This is a genomic window from Pedobacter deserti (assembly GCF_024436415.1).
GTDB lineage: Bacteria > Bacteroidota > Bacteroidia > Sphingobacteriales > Sphingobacteriaceae > Pedobacter > Pedobacter faecalis.
Genome location: NZ_JAFMZQ010000001.1, coordinates 1479660 through 1497012, shown reverse-complemented (window position 1 = coordinate 1497012; position 17353 = coordinate 1479660). Strand labels below are relative to the sequence as shown.

24 protein-coding genes are annotated in these 17353 nt (G+C 44.9%); 10 read left to right on the top strand and 14 right to left on the bottom strand.

Annotation, left to right across the window (positions count from 1 at the left end):
• Position 1: 1 nt before the first annotated feature.
• Positions 2 to 760, bottom strand: a complete 759-nt coding sequence (locus J3P40_RS06760) for a peroxiredoxin family protein (RefSeq protein ID WP_256004045.1) — start codon at positions 758 to 760, stop codon at positions 2 to 4.
• Between the two features lie 82 nt (positions 761 to 842).
• Here J3P40_RS06760 and J3P40_RS06755 point away from each other — a divergent pair, with 82 nt between their 5' ends.
• On the top strand, positions 843 to 1013 hold the full coding sequence (locus J3P40_RS06755) for a hypothetical protein (RefSeq protein WP_256004042.1): 171 nt from the start codon (positions 843 to 845) through the stop codon (positions 1011 to 1013).
• Between the two features lie 21 nt (positions 1014 to 1034).
• Here the strand turns inward: J3P40_RS06755 and J3P40_RS06750 are convergent, their stop codons facing one another.
• The 3 genes from J3P40_RS06750 to J3P40_RS06740 form a co-directional block, all read right to left on the bottom strand.
• Entirely contained in the window at positions 1035 to 1868 is an 834-nt protein-coding gene (locus tag J3P40_RS06750) for a hypothetical protein (protein WP_256004039.1), read from the bottom strand.
• A gap of 58 nt (positions 1869 to 1926) precedes the next feature.
• A complete protein-coding gene (locus J3P40_RS06745) occupies positions 1927 to 2682 on the bottom strand; it encodes a TlpA family protein disulfide reductase (RefSeq protein WP_256004035.1) in 756 nt (251 codons plus the stop codon).
• A gap of 63 nt (positions 2683 to 2745) precedes the next feature.
• Positions 2746 to 3345, bottom strand: a complete 600-nt coding sequence (locus J3P40_RS06740; RefSeq protein ID WP_256004033.1) for an FMN-dependent NADH-azoreductase — start codon at positions 3343 to 3345, stop codon at positions 2746 to 2748.
• A gap of 112 nt (positions 3346 to 3457) precedes the next feature.
• On the opposite strand from J3P40_RS06740, the gene J3P40_RS06735 reads away from it, so the two are divergent.
• Positions 3458 to 3811, top strand: a complete 354-nt coding sequence (locus J3P40_RS06735; RefSeq protein ID WP_256004032.1) for a winged helix-turn-helix transcriptional regulator — start codon at positions 3458 to 3460, stop codon at positions 3809 to 3811.
• Here the strand turns inward: J3P40_RS06735 and J3P40_RS06730 are convergent.
• Complete coding sequence (locus tag J3P40_RS06730; RefSeq protein ID WP_256004031.1) at positions 3808 to 4284, bottom strand: hypothetical protein; 477 nt, start codon at positions 4282 to 4284, stop codon at positions 3808 to 3810. The genes J3P40_RS06735 and J3P40_RS06730 overlap by 4 nt on opposite strands.
• A gap of 107 nt (positions 4285 to 4391) precedes the next feature.
• Here J3P40_RS06730 and J3P40_RS06725 point away from each other — a divergent pair, with 107 nt between their 5' ends.
• Positions 4392 to 4817, top strand: coding sequence for a helix-turn-helix domain-containing protein (locus J3P40_RS06725; RefSeq protein WP_256004030.1), 426 nt, complete (start codon positions 4392 to 4394; stop codon positions 4815 to 4817).
• 20 nt (positions 4818 to 4837) lie between these two features.
• Here J3P40_RS06725 and J3P40_RS06720 read toward each other — a convergent pair whose 3' ends face one another.
• Positions 4838 to 5623: a helix-turn-helix transcriptional regulator gene (locus J3P40_RS06720; protein ID WP_256004029.1), complete on the bottom strand. Its 786-nt coding sequence runs from the start codon at positions 5621 to 5623 to the stop codon at positions 4838 to 4840.
• Between the two features lie 63 nt (positions 5624 to 5686).
• Here J3P40_RS06720 and J3P40_RS06715 point away from each other — a divergent pair, with 63 nt between their 5' ends.
• Positions 5687 to 6331: a DUF1349 domain-containing protein gene (locus tag J3P40_RS06715; protein WP_256004028.1), complete on the top strand. Its 645-nt coding sequence runs from the start codon at positions 5687 to 5689 to the stop codon at positions 6329 to 6331.
• A 226-nt stretch (positions 6332 to 6557) separates the two neighbouring features.
• Here the strand turns inward: J3P40_RS06715 and J3P40_RS06710 are convergent, their stop codons facing one another.
• The 6 genes from J3P40_RS06710 to J3P40_RS06685 all read right to left on the bottom strand — a co-directional run bounded on the left by J3P40_RS06710 (position 6558) and on the right by J3P40_RS06685 (position 10403).
• Positions 6558 to 6797, bottom strand: coding sequence for a hypothetical protein (locus J3P40_RS06710; protein WP_256004026.1), 240 nt, complete (start codon positions 6795 to 6797; stop codon positions 6558 to 6560).
• Between the two features lie 209 nt (positions 6798 to 7006).
• Positions 7007 to 7513 (bottom strand): ExbD/TolR family protein, encoded by a 507-nt coding sequence (locus J3P40_RS06705; protein WP_256004024.1) that lies wholly within the window; start codon positions 7511 to 7513, stop codon positions 7007 to 7009.
• A gap of 80 nt (positions 7514 to 7593) precedes the next feature.
• Complete coding sequence (locus J3P40_RS06700) at positions 7594 to 8064, bottom strand: hypothetical protein (protein WP_256004023.1); 471 nt, start codon at positions 8062 to 8064, stop codon at positions 7594 to 7596.
• A 28-nt stretch (positions 8065 to 8092) separates the two neighbouring features.
• A complete protein-coding gene (locus J3P40_RS06695) occupies positions 8093 to 8902 on the bottom strand; it encodes an AraC family transcriptional regulator (RefSeq protein ID WP_256004022.1) in 810 nt (269 codons plus the stop codon).
• Between the two features lie 28 nt (positions 8903 to 8930).
• The gene (locus J3P40_RS06690) at positions 8931 to 9926 is read right to left on the bottom strand and encodes an SDR family NAD(P)-dependent oxidoreductase (RefSeq protein WP_256004021.1); all 996 of its coding nucleotides are present in this window, start codon (positions 9924 to 9926) and stop codon (positions 8931 to 8933) included.
• A gap of 351 nt (positions 9927 to 10277) precedes the next feature.
• Entirely contained in the window at positions 10278 to 10403 is a 126-nt protein-coding gene (locus tag J3P40_RS06685; protein ID WP_256004020.1) for a hypothetical protein, read from the bottom strand.
• A 121-nt stretch (positions 10404 to 10524) separates the two neighbouring features.
• On the opposite strand from J3P40_RS06685, the gene J3P40_RS06680 reads away from it, so the two are divergent.
• Entirely contained in the window at positions 10525 to 11967 is a 1443-nt protein-coding gene (locus J3P40_RS06680) for a TlpA family protein disulfide reductase (RefSeq protein ID WP_256004019.1), read from the top strand.
• Positions 11968 to 12007: 40 nt separating this feature from the next.
• Here J3P40_RS06680 and J3P40_RS06675 read toward each other — a convergent pair whose 3' ends face one another.
• Entirely contained in the window at positions 12008 to 12607 is a 600-nt protein-coding gene (locus tag J3P40_RS06675; RefSeq protein WP_256004018.1) for a hypothetical protein, read from the bottom strand.
• A gap of 133 nt (positions 12608 to 12740) precedes the next feature.
• Between J3P40_RS06675 and J3P40_RS06670 the strand changes: the two genes are divergently transcribed.
• From J3P40_RS06670 to J3P40_RS06655, 4 genes are all read left to right on the top strand, one after another.
• Entirely contained in the window at positions 12741 to 13568 is an 828-nt protein-coding gene (locus J3P40_RS06670; RefSeq protein ID WP_256004017.1) for an ABC transporter ATP-binding protein, read from the top strand.
• A gap of 5 nt (positions 13569 to 13573) precedes the next feature.
• Positions 13574 to 14344 carry a hypothetical protein gene (locus J3P40_RS06665; protein WP_256004015.1) on the top strand — a complete coding sequence of 257 codons (771 nt, stop codon included), beginning with the start codon at positions 13574 to 13576 and terminating at the stop codon, positions 14342 to 14344.
• A 15-nt stretch (positions 14345 to 14359) separates the two neighbouring features.
• Positions 14360 to 14743: a GntR family transcriptional regulator gene (locus J3P40_RS06660; RefSeq protein ID WP_256004012.1), complete on the top strand. Its 384-nt coding sequence runs from the start codon at positions 14360 to 14362 to the stop codon at positions 14741 to 14743.
• A gap of 86 nt (positions 14744 to 14829) precedes the next feature.
• Entirely contained in the window at positions 14830 to 15588 is a 759-nt protein-coding gene (locus tag J3P40_RS06655) for a hypothetical protein (protein ID WP_256004010.1), read from the top strand.
• Here the strand turns inward: J3P40_RS06655 and J3P40_RS06650 are convergent.
• Positions 15567 to 16574, bottom strand: coding sequence for a rhomboid family intramembrane serine protease (locus tag J3P40_RS06650; RefSeq protein WP_256004007.1), 1008 nt, complete (start codon positions 16572 to 16574; stop codon positions 15567 to 15569). The two genes, J3P40_RS06655 and J3P40_RS06650, sit on opposite strands and share 22 nt — an antisense overlap.
• Positions 16575 to 16652: 78 nt before the next feature.
• Between J3P40_RS06650 and J3P40_RS06645 the strand changes: the two genes are divergently transcribed.
• Positions 16653 to 17117 carry a ferritin-like domain-containing protein gene (locus J3P40_RS06645; RefSeq protein WP_256004004.1) on the top strand — a complete coding sequence of 155 codons (465 nt, stop codon included), beginning with the start codon at positions 16653 to 16655 and terminating at the stop codon, positions 17115 to 17117.
• Positions 17118 to 17353: the final 236 nt, after the last annotated feature.

Sequence of the window (17353 nt, the reverse complement as noted above, 5' to 3'; positions counted from 1 at the left end):
ATTACAAATCCTTTAAAGCAAAAGAAAGTATCCTCGGCGTCATCATCGCATTGTCTTTCACAGCGTACAAAATCTTATGATTTGTATCGGCCAATACAAGCACCGGCCGGCCGTTTGTTTCAAATTCCCTGGCAAGCTGCGGAGCCGCTACAATGTGCTTGGTGTTAATGATAGGATTTTTTTTAAGCGCGGCGAAAGAATGCTCAATAGAATGATGTGTTACCGTAATAATGGCAAGCTTATCAGGATTATAGAATCTGCTCAGCACTTCGTTTACCGGCTTGTACGCGTCAGGCTGACTACCACCATAACATCCGTCGCACCAAAACACCAGCACAATAGCTTTACCCTGCAATGCCTTCACGTCAACATGGCTTTTAAAAGGTCGCAGGTCAAGTGTCACCCCCTCCTGCAGTTTCGCGCTGGCGGGCTTAAGCATGAGCTTTGTATTACGGTCGACGGCCGCCTGTCTTACGGTATCGATTTTTGTGATCAGGTGCCTGTACTCGCCGTTGACCTGAGTCCAGCCTTTTTGATATTCATATGTAGCCAGTCTGCGTACAACCTCCGCAGAGTCGACAACGTTCCCCTCCCTGTCATATACCTTTGGGTCGGTAATTTTAACATTTCCGATCATGCGTTTAATTTCAGCGCCAGATGCCGTGCGAGTTTCCACCTTGGTTACCGTAGCGCCATTGGATTGTGCCATAGCAAATACCCCACTAAGGGCTATGGCAACGGTTAAAAACAACTTTTTCATGGGCGAGTCAGAGCTTATTCGATATGAGGTTAATTTTATTCCATTAAGATAGTGAAAAAATCTTTGACTCCAATTTTTTGATATGGAAGCTTCGTTAGCTAAAATGAGCTACGAGCTTGAACGCCAGAACCTGATCCGCGAATTTAAAAGCGAAACATTTGACAGCGCTAAAGAAAAGCGCCAAGCACGTCGCGAGCTTAAAGAAGACCTCAGAGAGCTGAAAAAAGACTACGAAGAAGAACTTAAAAAATAGCTTCAGCACTCCTCCGGTTTATCAGTAATTGAAAAACGTCTGAGCACGATTGGGTAGCAGGGCTTGCCCGAGGTGCTTTATCACAATAGGATAACCATCTGAATCGTAAGTGTATTCACCTTTACTGCCTAACATACTACCAGCGCCCAAATGAATTTGCTTACTTACTACATTATTCCGGTGAAAAAACTGAAGCCCATCAAATAACAACGATGTTATCGGTTTGCCTGGCGTCCCCCAAGTTGCTGTTGTTACCGAAATGATGGGCAAGCCAAAAAAGGGATTTGTCCTGGTATCCACCTGGTAAGCATTATCTTTATCACCCATAGCGGGCGGTATGTCTGGTGTAGGGTATTTAATAAAAACGATGCCTCCCCCGCCAGGTGAGCTATCTGGAAAATCTGGAATCTCATCACTGCGTGTACCTCCAAGCAGAACAGTATGGTTCAGGGGTATAATTCCAGAACTATAATTGAATGTATGTTCTTTCGCATCTGAAAAATGTTGAACCCTGGGCTCAAAAGAGATCTTAGTCAATCGTGTATTTGAGTAACTAAAGCTAACGCTGGCTACTAATTGCTCGCCTTCCGGATTATTTAGATATATATCGGCCTGCGATGGAGTGCCTCCGTCATACCTATACATGACTGTACTGGTCAGCGCGCCATTAGAGTACGACTTCAACTGTTTCAATTTGCCTTCTCCCTCGTATGCAAACTCCAACTTCACAGTTACCGGTCCGCCACTGGTGACCAAAGATGTGGGCCTTTTCAGAATTTTATTTTCTGTCTTATCCTTTTTACAGGAACCGATAATTCCAAATAAGAAAATAAACAGTACTGGCCTAAATGCCATTGATACCTTAAAAGCGAAGTTCATCGAAAGTTAATTTAGTTGCACTAAGATAGCAATCTCACTTTAAATCTTTGATAGACAGAAAAATCTTCCGAGGCGTCATCCCGGCCCAGTTGCGAGTAGCATATACAATCTTGTGATTCTGGTCAGTCACCACGATCACCGGCTTGTTACCAGTTTCGAATTTTGAAGTGAGGTCGGCCGCAGCCACAATATGCTGCGTGTTTACTATCGGGCTTTTTTTAAGGGCTGCTATAGATTGATCAACAGAATGATGTGTCACAGTGATAATGGCAAGCTTTTCTGAACCATGAAACCTTGATAGTACGTCATTTACCTGCTTATAAGCATCAGGAATTCTTTGGTAACAGTCCTCACACCAGAATATCAAGACTACTGCCTTTCCGTTCAAGGCCTCGATGTCGGTACGGCTTTCGAAAGGTTTAAGATCCAACGTCATACCCTTTTGGAGCAGAGGGCTGCCAGGCTTCAGGTATTCCTCCAGTTCGCGCTCGCGCTCTATATCACGCTCGTTGAATTTTGTGAGCACGTATCTCAGGGATCCGCCAACTTCGTAGGTTCGCACCTCATATTCATAAGTGGCAAGCCGGCGCTGTACCTCAGTTGAATCGAGCACGTTTCCAACCAAATCATAAACACGAGAATCTGTGGGGAGCGCCTGCTTAGGTAGCCGGTTATATTCCGCGCCCGTCATGGTTCTGCGTTCTACTTTTATACCATTTTGCACGCCTGATTGTGCGATCGTAAATGAGGCAGTAAATGATAAGATTAAGGTAAAAATGATCCGGTTCATAAAACGTTAATTGGTTCCGTTAAGATAGTGAAAGAATTACAAACCAGATCATCACAACCCATATTAAACACTTATTTCAGCAACCGCTTTTTCCAGCGCATGCTCCTGCATTCCGGGAATATTGATACCCTCTGCTCTGTATACCGTAACATCAGTCATTCCCAAAAAGCCAAGCATGGATTTCAGGTAAGGCACGGCAAAGTCGTACGGCTGATAAGGACCTTCGGTGTAAACTCCGCCGGAAGCCACAGCGAGATAGACCTTCTTATTTTTAACCAGGCCTTCAGGTCCGTGCTCCCCATATTTAAAGGTCTTGCCCGCGCGTGTGATGTGGTCGATCCAGGCCTTTAGCGACGAATGGATGGTAAAATTATACATCGGCGCGCCGATAACAATAAGATCAGCCGCCGTCAGCTGACTGATTGCATTATCAGAATGCCGTATCGCTTCCTGATCGGCCGCAGTAAGCTGCTCCGTTGGCGTGAAAAAAGATTGCAGATGCTGGGCGTTAAGATGAGGGATATTCCGCTGCAGAAGATCAACCTCTTCTACCCTGCTCTCCGGATACCTTTGCTGGAGCTGCTCTACGATTGCTTTACCTAAACTGATACTCACTGAGGCCTCATGACGGGGACTTGAAGTTAAATGAAGAATTGTTTTCATGATTATTCCGATTCAAATTATTTGCAGCAAAGTTATTTCTGCCAATCAGGGTTGAACCCATACTTCCCTGCAGGGAAGCACTTCCCTAAATGGAAGTGCTTAACTTTGTGTTATGGAAAATCACGAACAATGCACCGCCAGCGCTAACTATATCAGCGACGCCCTATACGTATTGGGCGGTAAATGGAAACTGGCCATTATATTTTCGCTGACCGAATCTCCCCGACGGTTCGGAGAACTGCAAAAGATCCTTAAAAGGATAGGCCCAAAGATGCTTGCCAAAGAATTAAAGGAACTTGAACTGAACGAATTTGTGGTTCGTCGCGTGCATGATGACACTCCGCAACGAATCGTTTATGAAGCAACTGCATACAGCGAGTCGCTATCACATGTTCTTTCCGAACTGCGCGACTGGGGCATGCAGCACCGGGAAAAGATCAAGCAAAGTATGCGAAAGACATCCTAGCTTTCCTTGTCGCGCAGCACCACACAACTCATTGTCACGCCGCCAATCGTTCGCTCTTCCAGGGCAGCGGTATATTCCGGATACTGCCCCTCCAGATGCTGTTGCATGATCACAAACATAACATCTGTTAGATCGGGCGGGGTATTTAACTCATAACAATACTTAGCCTGCAGCATCTGGGGTTTACGCACGTTGACAATGATCTGCTCACACGAAAACTGGTTTCCGGCACCAAGGGCAATAGCGTACAGTTCTGCCAGCGACTTGTTATATACAATGATGCGCCGGCCTTTATTAAAGCGCGAGGGTGTTATATGAAATGACGATTCAAAACCACTTTTAAATTTGCTGAAGCCCCATTTACAGCGATCATAGGCACTCACATCGCAGCTATTCTTCCTTTGTGCCGCCGCCTCATATTGCCCGCAGAGCGCAAGCATCAGCATGAGAACGAAAAAACTTATTCTAGTCATGAACATAAAAATGCCCCTCAGACTCCGTGTGTCGAACTCATTTCAGGAGTACTTTACGCTGAGCAGCATGTATTATACCATATAATGAATTGCGATATCCTTCAAATATGTATATTTACGTTATGGAAACCATCAAAAAGCAAGCGCACCTGGGCAGAAAGATCAGCCGCATTCGCGAACTTAGGGGTATAAAACAAGAAGCCCTTGCAGCAGAATTAGGTGTGAGTCAGCAGACGGTTTCCAGAATGGAGGCTAGTGAATTGGTGGAAGAAGAATTGTTGCAAAGGGTAGCGAAAGTGCTAGGCGTACCGGTAGAAGGGATTAAGAATTTTAGTGAAGAAAATGTACTTAACATTATCTCGAACACTTTTACGAGCAATGACACTTCTACGCTGAATGCGATAAATGTTCAACCAACCTTCAACCCTCTTGACAAGCTGATGCAAGTGATTGAAGAAAACAAAGCGCTATACGAACGCCTACTCAAAAGTGAGCAGGAGAAAGTTGAAATACTAAAGCAGCAGCTGAAGTAGCTCAGGATGCCTGGCGGTATTCATACCAACCCCGTAACCACCGCCACGCTGCAAGCCTCCATAGCATTCGTTACGTTAAGCTTTTTAAGAATATTTTGTCGGTGCCGGTTCACCGTGTTGATACTCAGCAACAACTTATCGGCAATTTCTTTGCTTCGCAGGCCAGCCTTAATCAGCTGCAGCACCTGCAGTTCCCTGGGACTTAGAAGCCGGTTAAACTGTTCTTCGTCATAACCAATCACGAGCCCGGTTTTCCTGTTTACGATAACACCTTCAGGTACGCCGTGGCCCGGGTGATCGTATACCAAATAATACAAACAGAGTGCTAAAGAGACCGAGCCATCGTCTGCACTGCTTATGTAAAGCAACCTGTGCTTCAACTTAACAAACTTCCCCTGCTCATCTCTGGCGCGCAGACCAGTAATTACCTCATAGTTACCACGCTCCGCCACCGGAACCGCACTAAGGAGCTGAAAGTACTGCAGTTCAAGCCGATATTTTGCCTGTACATCTTTCGGATGCATCCTCGAAAGCAATGCATCCTCCCAAATAGAATCGATTTCCAACTCGCGCTGCTCAATCCCAAGACGTGCCGCGAGGGCACTATAATAAATATAGCTCTTTCTGGATTTCAGATCGCTCAACACGCAGGTACACTGGTCTATCCTATTGTATACCTCGGCAATCAACTTTGCCTGTTCAAGCGTAATCTGCCCTTCAGCACCGCCAAATGGCTGAGCCAGCAGCTTTATATCCAGAAGCTGGCGAAGATTTGAATCAGTATTGCTATGGTTATTTATCACCATTGAATAACGGTTAAACAGTCGATAACTTTGCTAAACATACAAGTTAGTCCTGAAATAAAAATCATGAAAAAAATCTTTTTTGCCCTATTTCTCATTGCGGGCCTTACCAGTGCAAAGGCTCAAAGTCTTAATAAGCTGCATTGGTTTAACGAACCGCAAAAGTGGGAGATCAAAGACAACAGCCTCATCATGCAGGTAACGCCGAAGACCGACTACTGGCGCATTTCGCATTACGGATTTACGGTAGACGATGCACCCTTTTACTACGCCAATTATGGAGGCGAATTTGAAGCTAAGGTAAAACTGACCGGAGCATATAAGGCGCGCTTCGATCAGATGGGCCTGATGATACGCATAGACGAAAAACACTATATTAAAACCGGAGTAGAGTTCGTTGACGGCAAATTTAACGTGAGCACAGTGGTAACCAACGTGAAAAGCGACTGGAGCGTTACTACGCTCGAAAAAGTACCGCCATTCATCTGGATCAAAGTAGTACGCAGGCTGGACGCGATCGAAATCTTTTATTCACTTGACGACAAGACCTACATCATGACCCGGAACGCACCCCTGCAAGACAACAGCCCCGTAATGGTGGGCTTAATGGCCGCCAGCCCTGATGGTGATGGCTTCGAAGCCAAATTTGAAAACTTTACTGTAAAACATCTGCCAGATCAGCGCCGACTGGAATGGCTTAAAACTCATTAAACTACGCCCTCTCGCTTCTTATTTCATCGGCGAAACACAAGAAGCGATCAAAAGGTCGCCTGGTGCGGGCGGCCTTTTTTAACCTCAACAAAAAGACCAAAAATCAAAAAACCCAGGGCTTGGCCTGGGTTATATGTTCTTCTTTTAAAGTGCAGGACTATTGCAAATGAATAGCCGGGCACTGTAGAACAAAGTTACGCTGATCGTTAATAAAAAACAAGTTTTATTATACGATCTGACCGCAAAGCTCATCTAAAATTTCCGAAAGTGAATAGGTCTTGAGTTGTCCTTTCTCGAACAGCAATGCATCCTTAGCCGCATTTTTATACCTCTCAGCCAAATCAGGCTCTCGCAAAACGGCGTCCTGATCTTGAGCTAAGGCTTGTTTCACCTGCGCTTTTTCTCTCTCATTGAGCCCTTTTAACGCAGCTACTAGTTGCTCAACCGTCAATTTTACTGCTATCATCTTATGTTGATTTTAATATCAGATATCAACTGCCATCCAAGCGACGAAACACAACATCACAACCGCCAAGGCGAATTGAACAGGTTTAAAAGATCTTTTATTTCTCAAAGCGGGCGCTCCAAATAGCGTTGTTAACAAAACTTCAAGTATAGCTGACATAGTGTTTAAATTTTATCTAATATAATACAATTGAATTAAAATCCCCTGACTCACAGCCCATGTCTTTTCAAAAATGCTTCTTCCTCACCTAGAATATGATCATCATCAATAGCTGGAGCTGCTTTTAAATCCGCCAGAGCCAGTTCATCCATCATGTCGACAAAGTTTTTGTAGCTGGATCCGGCAGTCGGCTTAATAATTACAAATAAGGACTTCCCTACGTTCGATTTAACAGTAGAACCCACCTTCTGTTTGTTGGCAACTATGGATGCTCTTATATGTTCAAAGCTTTCAATTACGGGCGTGCTTTTGCCTGGCTCGCCCATATACCAGGCGATTTTGTCATTTTTCCCTAGTAGTATCGTCATCGTCCTAGATGCAGCAACAGGTTCCTGCACACCACCGTCGTCTGGCTTTGCTATATCCATTGCTACGGGTTTAGACAAGGAGGTGGTCAACATAAAGAAAGTAATTAGTAAGAATGCCAAATCGACCATTGCGGTCAGATCCACTTTTGGAACTGCCCTGCGGTTTCTTGATACGCTTAATTCTGCCATGATAGCTTAAGTTTAGGTACATCACTATGATGACAGAAGGTAAAATATTCCATAATTCAGGCTAGCAGTATTAAGTGTCTTTATCCCCCCTGCACCGCAGCATTCATCTCGTCAGGCCTTTTCGTACCTATCACAAACTTCTTCCCGCTTTTCAAGACCACGGCCAAGCCATAACTACCGCTAACGTTAAATACCGTACCGTATTTTATTGTAAGCCGTATACCCCAGCCGCCTACAAAGCCATAATTGATCACCTGGATATGATCTATATCTTCCCATTTCCACGTCTTTTTAAAAAAGGGAGCAAAACGCATTTCAATCCCGGTATGGTCTATCTTAGTGTGCAGTCTCGTAATAGCGAACAGGCCCGCAAGACAATAGATGAAAATTGTAGCGGCGATAAGCACACCATCCGGCGCAGGATTATTTCCCACAGATTCTTTCAAAACCAACTGTTTATAGAGACCATAAGAAGCTATAAGCGGAAGTGCAAACAGGATCCAAAGGAGTATATTCGGGAACCGTTGCTTTTCTTGAAATTGAATGTTCATGCATCAAGATAAGAAAAGCTGTTGCTATTCACAAACGATTCAACAACTCTCTAGGCGCATAACCATAATGTTTCTTGAAAGCATACGAGAAATGCGACAGATTTTCGAAACCTGTTTCATAACACACTTCAACGGGCCGTCTGCGTTTTTCAGTAAACTCGTAATGCGCTAACTCGAGTCGTTTCCGGGTTAGCCAGCGTTGCGGCGTCATGTTAAAGGCTTTACTGAAATCCCGCTTAAAGGTCGTAAGGCTACGCCCCGTCAGATATCCAAATCTTTCCAATGGCATATTGAACATGAAGTTCTTTTCCATAAAGCCGGTTAGCTCAATCTTATGCGGCTCTTCAAAATTTGCCAGGATATCATCGATTCCTTTGTCAATGCTGCGCAGAATGCTGATTGCCTCGGTAATCTTAAGCGATGCGATGTCTTCCGGAAAATTCTCCTGCATATCAAAATAGGGTATCAACGAGGCTAAGCAGCTTTGGAGCAAGGGATGCTGGTGAAAGCTGATGATCTTGCCAGCCAGAGGTTTGGCTTTAATGTTTTTATCGATGTAAAAGTTCCTGAGCCTTTCAATCGACAAATGCATGGCCACCGCTTTATGGGGCAAGCCGTCCTTTGGCACATTCATGATCGTTGCCAACTGATGCCTGGGAATCAAAAACGTATTGCCCGCACCGAAAACAAATGTTTCATCGGCCTGAATAATCTTGGTCTCACCCGAAATTAACCACACAAGCAAGTGATCATCAAATGCCGCTTCCGTTTTAAACAACTTCCCCTCGTAGCAGGAAAGCTTAATTTCCGGGTTGATATAATTTACCTGATAATCCATATCGCTTGTGTGTTAAAAGTACTAAATATCAGGAGATGTTGAATGTCACGCCAGTCATTTGTTCGCCCAACTCCCACACACGTTTTGCGTTCACTTCATCCAGCGAATATGGCTTTACCCCTCCTATAACCGACTCGTCTATATTTAAATCCGCCACTTCCACATGTTCGCAATACACCCCACCGATATCGTTGAGTTGTGGAGTGGTTGCACACCAAACGGTCGTCGCCGCACCCTGCGCCAGCGTCTTCAAGGAAGCCGCCACTTCGGGCAACAAGTTCCCATCCGCATCGCTGTAACCCATCTTTTGGAATAGCTCTACCGGAGCTTCCCTGGCAAGTTCCGTCTCGCCCACGGCCCCGGGGCACAATGAATAAGCGCGAACATCAAAAGCTTTTGCCCGTGAATCCAGTTCCATCGTAAAGAGGTTGACTGCCGTTTTTGACTGTCCGTAGCCCAGCAAAGTCTCATAATCTCTTTGCAAAAAGTTAGGATCTTCGAAATTGAAGTCCGAGAACTGGTGCCCGCCCGATGAAACATTGACTACCCTTGCACCATTCGCCTTTTTAAGCGCAGGCCAAAGTCTGGCAGTCAGATGAAAGGGTGCCAGGTAGTTGGTAGCCAGTTGCGATTCCACGCCGCGACTATCGCGACGGAGCGGCACCCACATAATACCGGCATTATTGATAAGTAAATGAAGCGGCCTGGCCGAGGCAATGAACTTTTCGGCAAAGGCATCAATCGAAGCAGGGTCCATCAAGTCCATAACCTCAATTTCTACATTGGCAAGCCCCGCAAGATTACGCCTGGCCTTTTCAACATCCCTGGCCGGAACGATAACCGTTGCTCCCGCTGATGCCAGCGTTCTCGTGGTTTCTAAACCTATACCCGTATTCCCGCCCGTGACAATAGCGATTTTACCTGTAAGATCTATTCCATTAATTACGTCACGCGTGGTAGATGATGCGTTGAAGCCCGACCCGATTGGTGTCTGCAGTGCTCCCTGATAGTTGTTCTGTTCCATGTCATTTTGATTTTGTATGGAACAAAGTTAGTAGCGCTGCAAACAGCCGGTTTTGTTTAAACGTCCGAATGTGCTTTGTTTAAAAGGTCATTGGTTTTGCAGAGCGCTAAGCTTTTCCTCGGCCATTTTCCGGTAGTATCCGATCCGCTCGTGCTCGATATATTGCTCACACATCGCAATACGCCCGACGTGCTAGAATAAGCTGTTGAAAGGACTCATCCATATAGCCGTATAACGATTGCTGCATGATCAAATATATCCTTTTCAAGGAAAAAGCGAGCCGCAAACAGAGAAAAGGGTCAAACTTGTAAGGCGTTTGCCATTGCTTGCTGCCCGGATACTACCCGGATACTACCCGGGTACTACCCGGATATTGCCCGGGTTTGGCCGCATAGCATCCATGTAGCTGCCGGGCAGATACTGGGCAGCAACCAGTCTGTATTCCTTAGCAGTACCTGCACTGCTTTTAGAGGCCACTGAATAAACGAAGCCACTGTAACTCTGGAGACGGGGTTGGCCATGGCCTAAAGGATAAAGTTGCCATTCGTTATCTGAAAGCGCGCAATTATTTTCTATCTTGCTTTAAACTATATATTATATGAAATTTTCAATTACGCTTTTCATCTTTCTACTTCCATTAACATGCCTTGCCCAGGCCGACACTTATTTTGTTATCAAAGGAAACGTCAAGAATCTGGGAAGTGACTTTTTTGAGATCGGAACCAGCGGCTTCATGGAAAGCGGCAGGCATTCCATCAAGGTAGACTCAAAAGGAAATTTCAACAAACGCATCAAAATTGAAGGTTTGCAAGATGTTTACCTTCCCCTCAACAATGACCTCTTCACCATCTACGCTTCTCCAGGGGATACTGTCCTATTAAAATGGGATACTAAGAAATTCGAAAATACTTTTATCATAAGCAGCCCGAAGCAAGCCTACGATCGGGAGCTGAAAATGCTCTTTGACTTGAACATGGCAACAAACCGGGCATTCCGAAAAGCCCATCAGAATACACATAATAAAAATCTCACTGATTCAGCAAAATACGAAGAAATTAATCAGTCCTATGAAAATTCACTTAAGTTGCTCTCGAAATATCAGTCTGTCAGTGAAAAGATCGTATACGATATTTATTTTAAACATGTCGATCTTCTGTATAACGCTAAGTTGCTCGACAAATTTACGCTTAAGTCAGAAGTGCAGATTGACGCCCAGAACGTTTCCCTATCGCATTTAAGTCCTCAATTTATATCAACCGCCGTCTTTGAACAATCACCCGTCTACCGTGATTTTTTATTCAACCGAGTCCGGTTCTTCCAGACGCCATTTGGCAGCATAAATTTCGACCTTGGCACAGGCATTTTCAATCCAACTAAGGCTGACTTCGCAATGGGAGAAGCCTTAATACCAGTCAGGTCCGTAAGAGAGTGGTATCTTGCCAAGGCTATCAGGGGTGGTTTTGAGCATTACGATTTCGCAAATACTAGGGAGATTTACCACAGATTCTTATCCAGCTATCCCGAATCTAAACATGCTGAACCGTTACGAAGCTTTTATACAGCCTTTAGCAGACTTGCTCCAGGACAGATTGCTCCTGCGTTCACGCTCAAAGATGTTAACAATAAATCCGTATCTCTAAGTGACTTCGCAGGGAAGGTTGTACTGATTGATTTCTGGGGTGTGTATTGCGGATCATGCATTGCCGACATTACTCGAAACGGAGAAAAGGTACACGACAAATATAAGGACAAGGACGTGGTCTTCATCAACATTTGCGTAGATGAGACTGGTAATAAATGGAAGAAAAAAGTAATGGACCTTGGATTGACCGGTGTAAATTTAGTGGCTGAAGGCTGGACCAAACATCCGGTAGTTAATGACTATCACATCCACGGGATCCCCAACTATGTGCTGATCGGCAGAGACGGGAAAATTATCGACAGAAACGTACCGGGCTTGTTTCATTTGGTGTCCGATCAGGAAAATAAGCTAGATAAGGCACTATCTGCAGCGATAAATGTTACGGGACCACAGAAATAGCGATTTTCAGACAGCAAAAATTTGGTTTGCAGCAGGCAAGTTATTCTGTATATTTCTTATGGACGCCCCAGCCAATTGTAAAAGCGAAGCCGGCATAGCCGCCTCTTCTAAGATCAGCAAATACCTTTAGGCCAAACGATCTCCCAAAAGCGGTTGGCCCGCCGACCGGAAACACGCCATAGATGTGGTACGGTATTTTACGCCGTTTAAAAAATTTGAGGTTAACTTCGAAAGGGATGCCGACATATCGGAGCGACTCCTCACCTAAATATTTGTCGTCCTCATCGACAATTGACGCAGAATGAAAATTTTGGGACACACCCATTGAGACGCTAAGCGAAAGGCCCTTTCCTGTAATTCGCGGACCGTACAAGATTGCAAACTCCCTGGTTCTCTGACGGTCAATTTCCCTATCGGGAGGTAAAAACAGAGAATCCAGAATTGGCAGACCGGCTAGCAAAGAGGTCCTGGCTGTAAACAGGTGAATGCCTCGCTGATAGTTGATATTTGCACCCGTGCCTAGCCCGTCCCCTGCTCCACCAAGCCACAGCTCACCAAATATTACGCGTGTTTTATTTTCCTGCCCTGTAGCGCATGTGGATGCTGCCAGCAGTAAAAAGAGCATTAGAAAGCGTTTCATAATTTATTAGCCCTTAAGCATGAGCGCTTTAGACATTCTAATATATAATATTTCACAATTATTTTCAGCAATAATTTGCAGAACTCAAAATCACTACATACATTAGTGTATTATTTAACTAATACAGTAGAGTATGGTAAAGATTAACGATCTGAATTTTGGGTATACGAAGAAGAGGCCCCTATTTAAAAACCTGAACATGAAACTCAGCGCAGGACATATATATGGCCTGCTTGGTAAGAACGGCGCTGGCAAATCGAGTTTGCTTAAAAACATGGCGGGGCTTGTATATGCCGATAGCGGTACGCTGGAAGTAATGGGCCATAATCCGGGCCGGCGACAGCCCTCGCTCCTGCAGCAAATCTGTTTCATCCCTGAAGAGTTTCATTTACCTGCCGCTAAAATTGATACTTACGTAAAAACCAACGCTCCATTTTATCCGGATTTCGACGCGACCTATTTCCATGGGTTGCTGTCGGAGTTCGATATTCCGACCGGCCAGAAACTTATCCACATGAGTTATGGTCAGAAGAAAAAGTTCATCATAGCATTCGGACTTGCCACCCGGGCCCGACTCATTATTATGGATGAGCCTACGAACGGGTTGGACATTCCGTCTAAAGCGCAGTTCCGCAAGGTTATGGCCGAGGCGCTAACGGAAGATCGCTGTATCATTATCTCCACCCACCAGGTGCGTGATCTTGATAATCTGATAGACACGGTGATCATTTTGGATGAACATGAGATTGCCCTCAATGCATCCATAGATGAAATCACTGCCAAACTCTGCTTTAAGCGTGTAAAAGAACTGGACAACACGGTCATATATTCTGAGCCCTCATTATCCGGACATAATGCCGTAACCATCAACTATCATAACGAAGACAGCAAATTGGACATGGAGCTCTTGTTTAACACCATGCTTGCTGCAAAAAGTAAACTTAAAACGGTATTCAACTAAAAGATATGAACAACACATTTGACATTAACCGCTTTGGGCTGTTGCTAAGAAGACAGTGGCTCGAATTTGGCAAAATATATTTAATGGCGCTTGGCGTTGCCTTTGGAGCTAATACTATATTTTACCTGTATTCGTTTTGGGCGACTATTATCTATCCAAATTTTACGCATATAAATCTGAATTTCAGGGAACCCCTTTTCCTCATTTTTGGATTTCTTTTTATCACGGCGATTGCCAGCAACTATTTCTCACACTATGGGCAGAAAGCCAAAACAGTGATAGACCTCCTTATACCTGCATCAACTTTTGAGAAATTCCTTGCTGCCGTGCTTTTTACTGCCGTCCTTTCTGTAGTGAGCTTTGTCGTGATTTTTTGGCTGGTAGATTTCGGTTTTATTACAAACTACCGGGCAAATCATGGTACAGCACGTGAACTTCATCTATTTTTCGCGATACATGTTCCAGACTTGTTTACCCCGCTTTATTTTGTCCCTGCCCTGGCAACGTCTATTTTTCTTTTGGGTTCCATTTACTTTCATAAATTCCACTATATAAAAACAGCACTCTCGGTTATGGTTTTCACGGGATTAGCGACATATATAGTTGCTAACGCAGGAGAGGCATTGACCAGAAACAGGCACCAACTTCCAACATCCCCGTTTATGAAGGTAGACGGCAAGGACCTGGCGGAAATATCGATTTCCCTGGTTCTGATCCTGCTCACTCTTGCCATATGGTCGATCACTTATGTCCGACTAAAAGAAAAAGAGGTTTAACAAAAGAACGAAATCATGGAATTTAGAGACAACAAAGCAATATACCTTCAAATAGCAGACTATGTTTGCGAGGGGATTCTGTTGCAAAAATGGAGGGCTGAAGAGAAAATTCCTTCGGTAAGAGAAATGGCCGTAGAACTTGAAGTTAACCCAAATACGGTGATGCGCACCTATGAATTGCTGCAAACCAAGAATATCATAAGCAACAAACGAGGCATAGGCTTCTTTGTGAATGAAGACGCCGTTGCCAACGTTAAGAGCTTTGCAAAAGGGCAATTTGTAGACGAAGAACTGCCCATATTTTTCAGAAATATTTATTTATTAGACATTGGTTTAGACGAATTAAAGGACAGATATAATGCCTTTGTCGCCGAAACCTTTAAACAATCAGAACAATGAAAACCAGCAATAAATTATTAATCATCTTTGGGCTAAGCCTAATTCTGTTGCCGATTTTGGTGGTAGCTTTTGTTTCCCGTGTCTATATGACAACAGAAAAGACTGCTGTCACTTACACGCCCGACACATTCGACCGACCTGTTGAAGGGACGACTTCTATAACGGCGCCAGAGCAGTTTAAGGGCGTAAGCATCATCGGAGGTTCAGGCAAGGAGTTGGCAATTACACTTGTAAAAGATAAAAAGTACGGGGTAAAGATCAGTGAACAAGCCCGGTCATTTATCAACTTCAAAGTAGACAAAGAGGGCATCTTACAGGTCACCATCAATGACAACTCACAACAAAATAGCGAGTATTATCAGCCCATATCGATTTATGCTCCCGACATCCAAAGTTTGCGAATACTTAACGCACAAAAAGTGACGCTTTCAGCTGGTTTCGATTCTCTAAAACTCGACGCAGAGAACACGGCTTCGGTTTGGATTAATACCAGTTCAAGTACTAGAAAATTAGAAAGCAATATGAACCGCGTTGGGGAGTTCGGCATCAATGACATTATTCCAAGATCAGCGTCCATCCATTTAATAAATAGTCAGTTCATCAGCCGTACCCAACATATCGGCACCATGAATATAAAAACCGAGGGCGACTCAGGCATCGATATCGACGGAGGTGAAGATGCCTCTAAAGTCCGGATAACCGAAAATCTAAACATTACCACCCTTGGAAAGACCAACCTGAAGATTGCGAACATGGAGGTTAAAAATATATCAGGCAGCCTTTCTGACTCGACCAATGTTCAAATGCCGGCCAAAGTACTCAATCAGATGTATAAAAAGCGATAGGTACTGTAGCCAAAAACGACACCATAGGTCAGGCTTCCAAAGACAGCAACGTAGTAATCGCTGGGTTGCTTTAGAAAAAACAGGCAGAGGAGCGTAAAGATGCACATATTTCTGAACATGCTCTTCCGCAGCCCCCGAGGTAAAAGCTCAGTGGAGAACACTGCCAGGCAAATGCCGCAGAGCCCAAAAATGGCACCAAAGGCTCCTGAGGTTGCTGCGGCGTCATTCCACCACAGGGAAGTTAGACCTGCAGCTATAGCCCCGAGGAGGTACGCGAGTGTGAACCGCAAGGAACCCAGGAGGGGTTCTAATATTTGTCCGATGTACACCAGCGCAAACATGCTTACGAGGAGCGGAAGAACACCCGTGCTTAGAAAAGATGCTGTAATGAGACGCCACGGCTGCCCATTCAGGGTGTCCGGACCAAAATTAGCACCCCATCTTATCAGCGCCTCTTCGCCTGCCGCAAAGAAAGGCACCCCGGAAAGACGCATAATGATAAAGATGAGCAGGCTTATGTTGACCAGCAGCGGTGTAATGATATAGCCCTCGCGCGGGAGGAAGAACGAGGCAAAGCCTCTATTAGTCACCTCCGGCGCGATCGTGGGGGTATCTACCTTCAACATCTCCCGGCGCTCGTATATGGACTTCAATTCTTCCTCAGTAAAATCGGGCCGCATGGCCTGCATCTTTTCTATGAACTGAAAAATGCGACCACCGCCATAATCAAATAACTGTGCACTAATATTCTCGCATCGGACACTTGCCATATCGTCGTTAACCGAAAAATGTATAAGGCGGTTATCGGCAGCAACATAAGGATTTGTATAAGCCTTGAAGCCTGTTGCATCTATATCAAAAATCGCCCAGCCCAGTTCTTTTGCAGCATGCAGGGCCAGACCCCGGTATGCCTCGGGAGAGATATCGCCCAGCGGATATACCTCCTGGGAAGTGGAATTTGACCGATTGGGAAGTGTCGTTGCCATACGCGTTAATTTGGTCAACACAATATACGGAAAACTAATGACCGTTGATATTGGTTTATTTATAAAAATATCTGCGTTATGGAGAGCAACAATCAAGTAATCAGCGACCTGAAGGGTTTAATTAATATCCTGAACGATGGAAAGGAGGGCTATGACTCGGCCAGCACGACGACTGAAAGCATAGAGTTACAAGGGTTATTTCTAACCTACTCGGCCCAGCGTGCTGCGTTTGCGGACGACCTGAAAGCACACTTGCATGCACATGGCGGCGACTCTGAAAATGAGAGCGGAGGCGTACTGGGCGCACTTCACCGCACCTGGATCGACATTAAGCAGGCTTTAAGCAGTAAAGAAGACATCGCTATATTATCGGCCATTGAAACCGGCGAAAAGGCGGCACTTGAAAAGTTCGATAAGGTTTTAGACGATCCGGCGCTTCACGTTGATCATCTGGAACTGCTGCAGCGTCAGCGCACCGGCATCCGCGAGGCGCTTACGGAGATTGAGACCTACCGCCGTCGATTGGAAGAGCTGAATGGTTGACCTCCGTTTTATTTTCCTTATCTTTGCCTTACTTGGCACACCAAAGTTTACACAGCGCCCCTTTGTACGGCAAGCCCGTAAATGCGAAATCTCTTTTCGTTAAGGCTGCCTCTTGTGCTTTGCTTTCAGTTATCCTGCCTGCATTTAAGTACTTTTTCTCCTGCTTTAAGGTTTTCAATACCGTAGCCCAGGCCTCCTAAACAATTTCGTCAGGGTCTGGGTTTAAAGCTAGATTC

Coding starts and splice junctions, on each gene's coding strand:
- J3P40_RS06700 (WP_256004023.1), bottom strand. CDS start 8,064: ATGAACATTCAATTTCAAGAAAAGCAACGGTTCCCGAATATACTCCTT.
- J3P40_RS06740 (WP_256004033.1), bottom strand. CDS start 3,345: ATGAAAACAATTCTTCATTTAACTTCAAGTCCCCGTCATGAGGCCTCA.
- J3P40_RS06695 (WP_256004022.1), bottom strand. CDS start 8,902: ATGGATTATCAGGTAAATTATATCAACCCGGAAATTAAGCTTTCCTGC.
- J3P40_RS06645 (WP_256004004.1), top strand. CDS start 16,653: ATGGAGAGCAACAATCAAGTAATCAGCGACCTGAAGGGTTTAATTAAT.
- J3P40_RS06735 (WP_256004032.1), top strand. CDS start 3,458: ATGGAAAATCACGAACAATGCACCGCCAGCGCTAACTATATCAGCGAC.
- J3P40_RS06665 (WP_256004015.1), top strand. CDS start 13,574: ATGAACAACACATTTGACATTAACCGCTTTGGGCTGTTGCTAAGAAGA.
- J3P40_RS06725 (WP_256004030.1), top strand. CDS start 4,392: ATGTATATTTACGTTATGGAAACCATCAAAAAGCAAGCGCACCTGGGC.
- J3P40_RS06760 (WP_256004045.1), bottom strand. CDS start 760: ATGAAAAAGTTGTTTTTAACCGTTGCCATAGCCCTTAGTGGGGTATTT.
- J3P40_RS06680 (WP_256004019.1), top strand. CDS start 10,525: ATGAAATTTTCAATTACGCTTTTCATCTTTCTACTTCCATTAACATGC.
- J3P40_RS06755 (WP_256004042.1), top strand. CDS start 843: ATGGAAGCTTCGTTAGCTAAAATGAGCTACGAGCTTGAACGCCAGAAC.
- J3P40_RS06670 (WP_256004017.1), top strand. CDS start 12,741: ATGGTAAAGATTAACGATCTGAATTTTGGGTATACGAAGAAGAGGCCC.
- J3P40_RS06690 (WP_256004021.1), bottom strand. CDS start 9,926: ATGGAACAGAACAACTATCAGGGAGCACTGCAGACACCAATCGGGTCG.
- J3P40_RS06650 (WP_256004007.1), bottom strand. CDS start 16,574: ATGGCAACGACACTTCCCAATCGGTCAAATTCCACTTCCCAGGAGGTA.
- J3P40_RS06745 (WP_256004035.1), bottom strand. CDS start 2,682: ATGAACCGGATCATTTTTACCTTAATCTTATCATTTACTGCCTCATTT.
- J3P40_RS06675 (WP_256004018.1), bottom strand. CDS start 12,607: ATGAAACGCTTTCTAATGCTCTTTTTACTGCTGGCAGCATCCACATGC.
- J3P40_RS06660 (WP_256004012.1), top strand. CDS start 14,360: ATGGAATTTAGAGACAACAAAGCAATATACCTTCAAATAGCAGACTAT.
- J3P40_RS06750 (WP_256004039.1), bottom strand. CDS start 1,868: ATGGCATTTAGGCCAGTACTGTTTATTTTCTTATTTGGAATTATCGGT.
- J3P40_RS06655 (WP_256004010.1), top strand. CDS start 14,830: ATGACAACAGAAAAGACTGCTGTCACTTACACGCCCGACACATTCGAC.
- J3P40_RS06730 (WP_256004031.1), bottom strand. CDS start 4,284: ATGACTAGAATAAGTTTTTTCGTTCTCATGCTGATGCTTGCGCTCTGC.
- J3P40_RS06710 (WP_256004026.1), bottom strand. CDS start 6,797: ATGATAGCAGTAAAATTGACGGTTGAGCAACTAGTAGCTGCGTTAAAA.
- J3P40_RS06715 (WP_256004028.1), top strand. CDS start 5,687: ATGAAAAAAATCTTTTTTGCCCTATTTCTCATTGCGGGCCTTACCAGT.
- J3P40_RS06720 (WP_256004029.1), bottom strand. CDS start 5,623: ATGGTGATAAATAACCATAGCAATACTGATTCAAATCTTCGCCAGCTT.
- J3P40_RS06705 (WP_256004024.1), bottom strand. CDS start 7,513: ATGGCAGAATTAAGCGTATCAAGAAACCGCAGGGCAGTTCCAAAAGTG.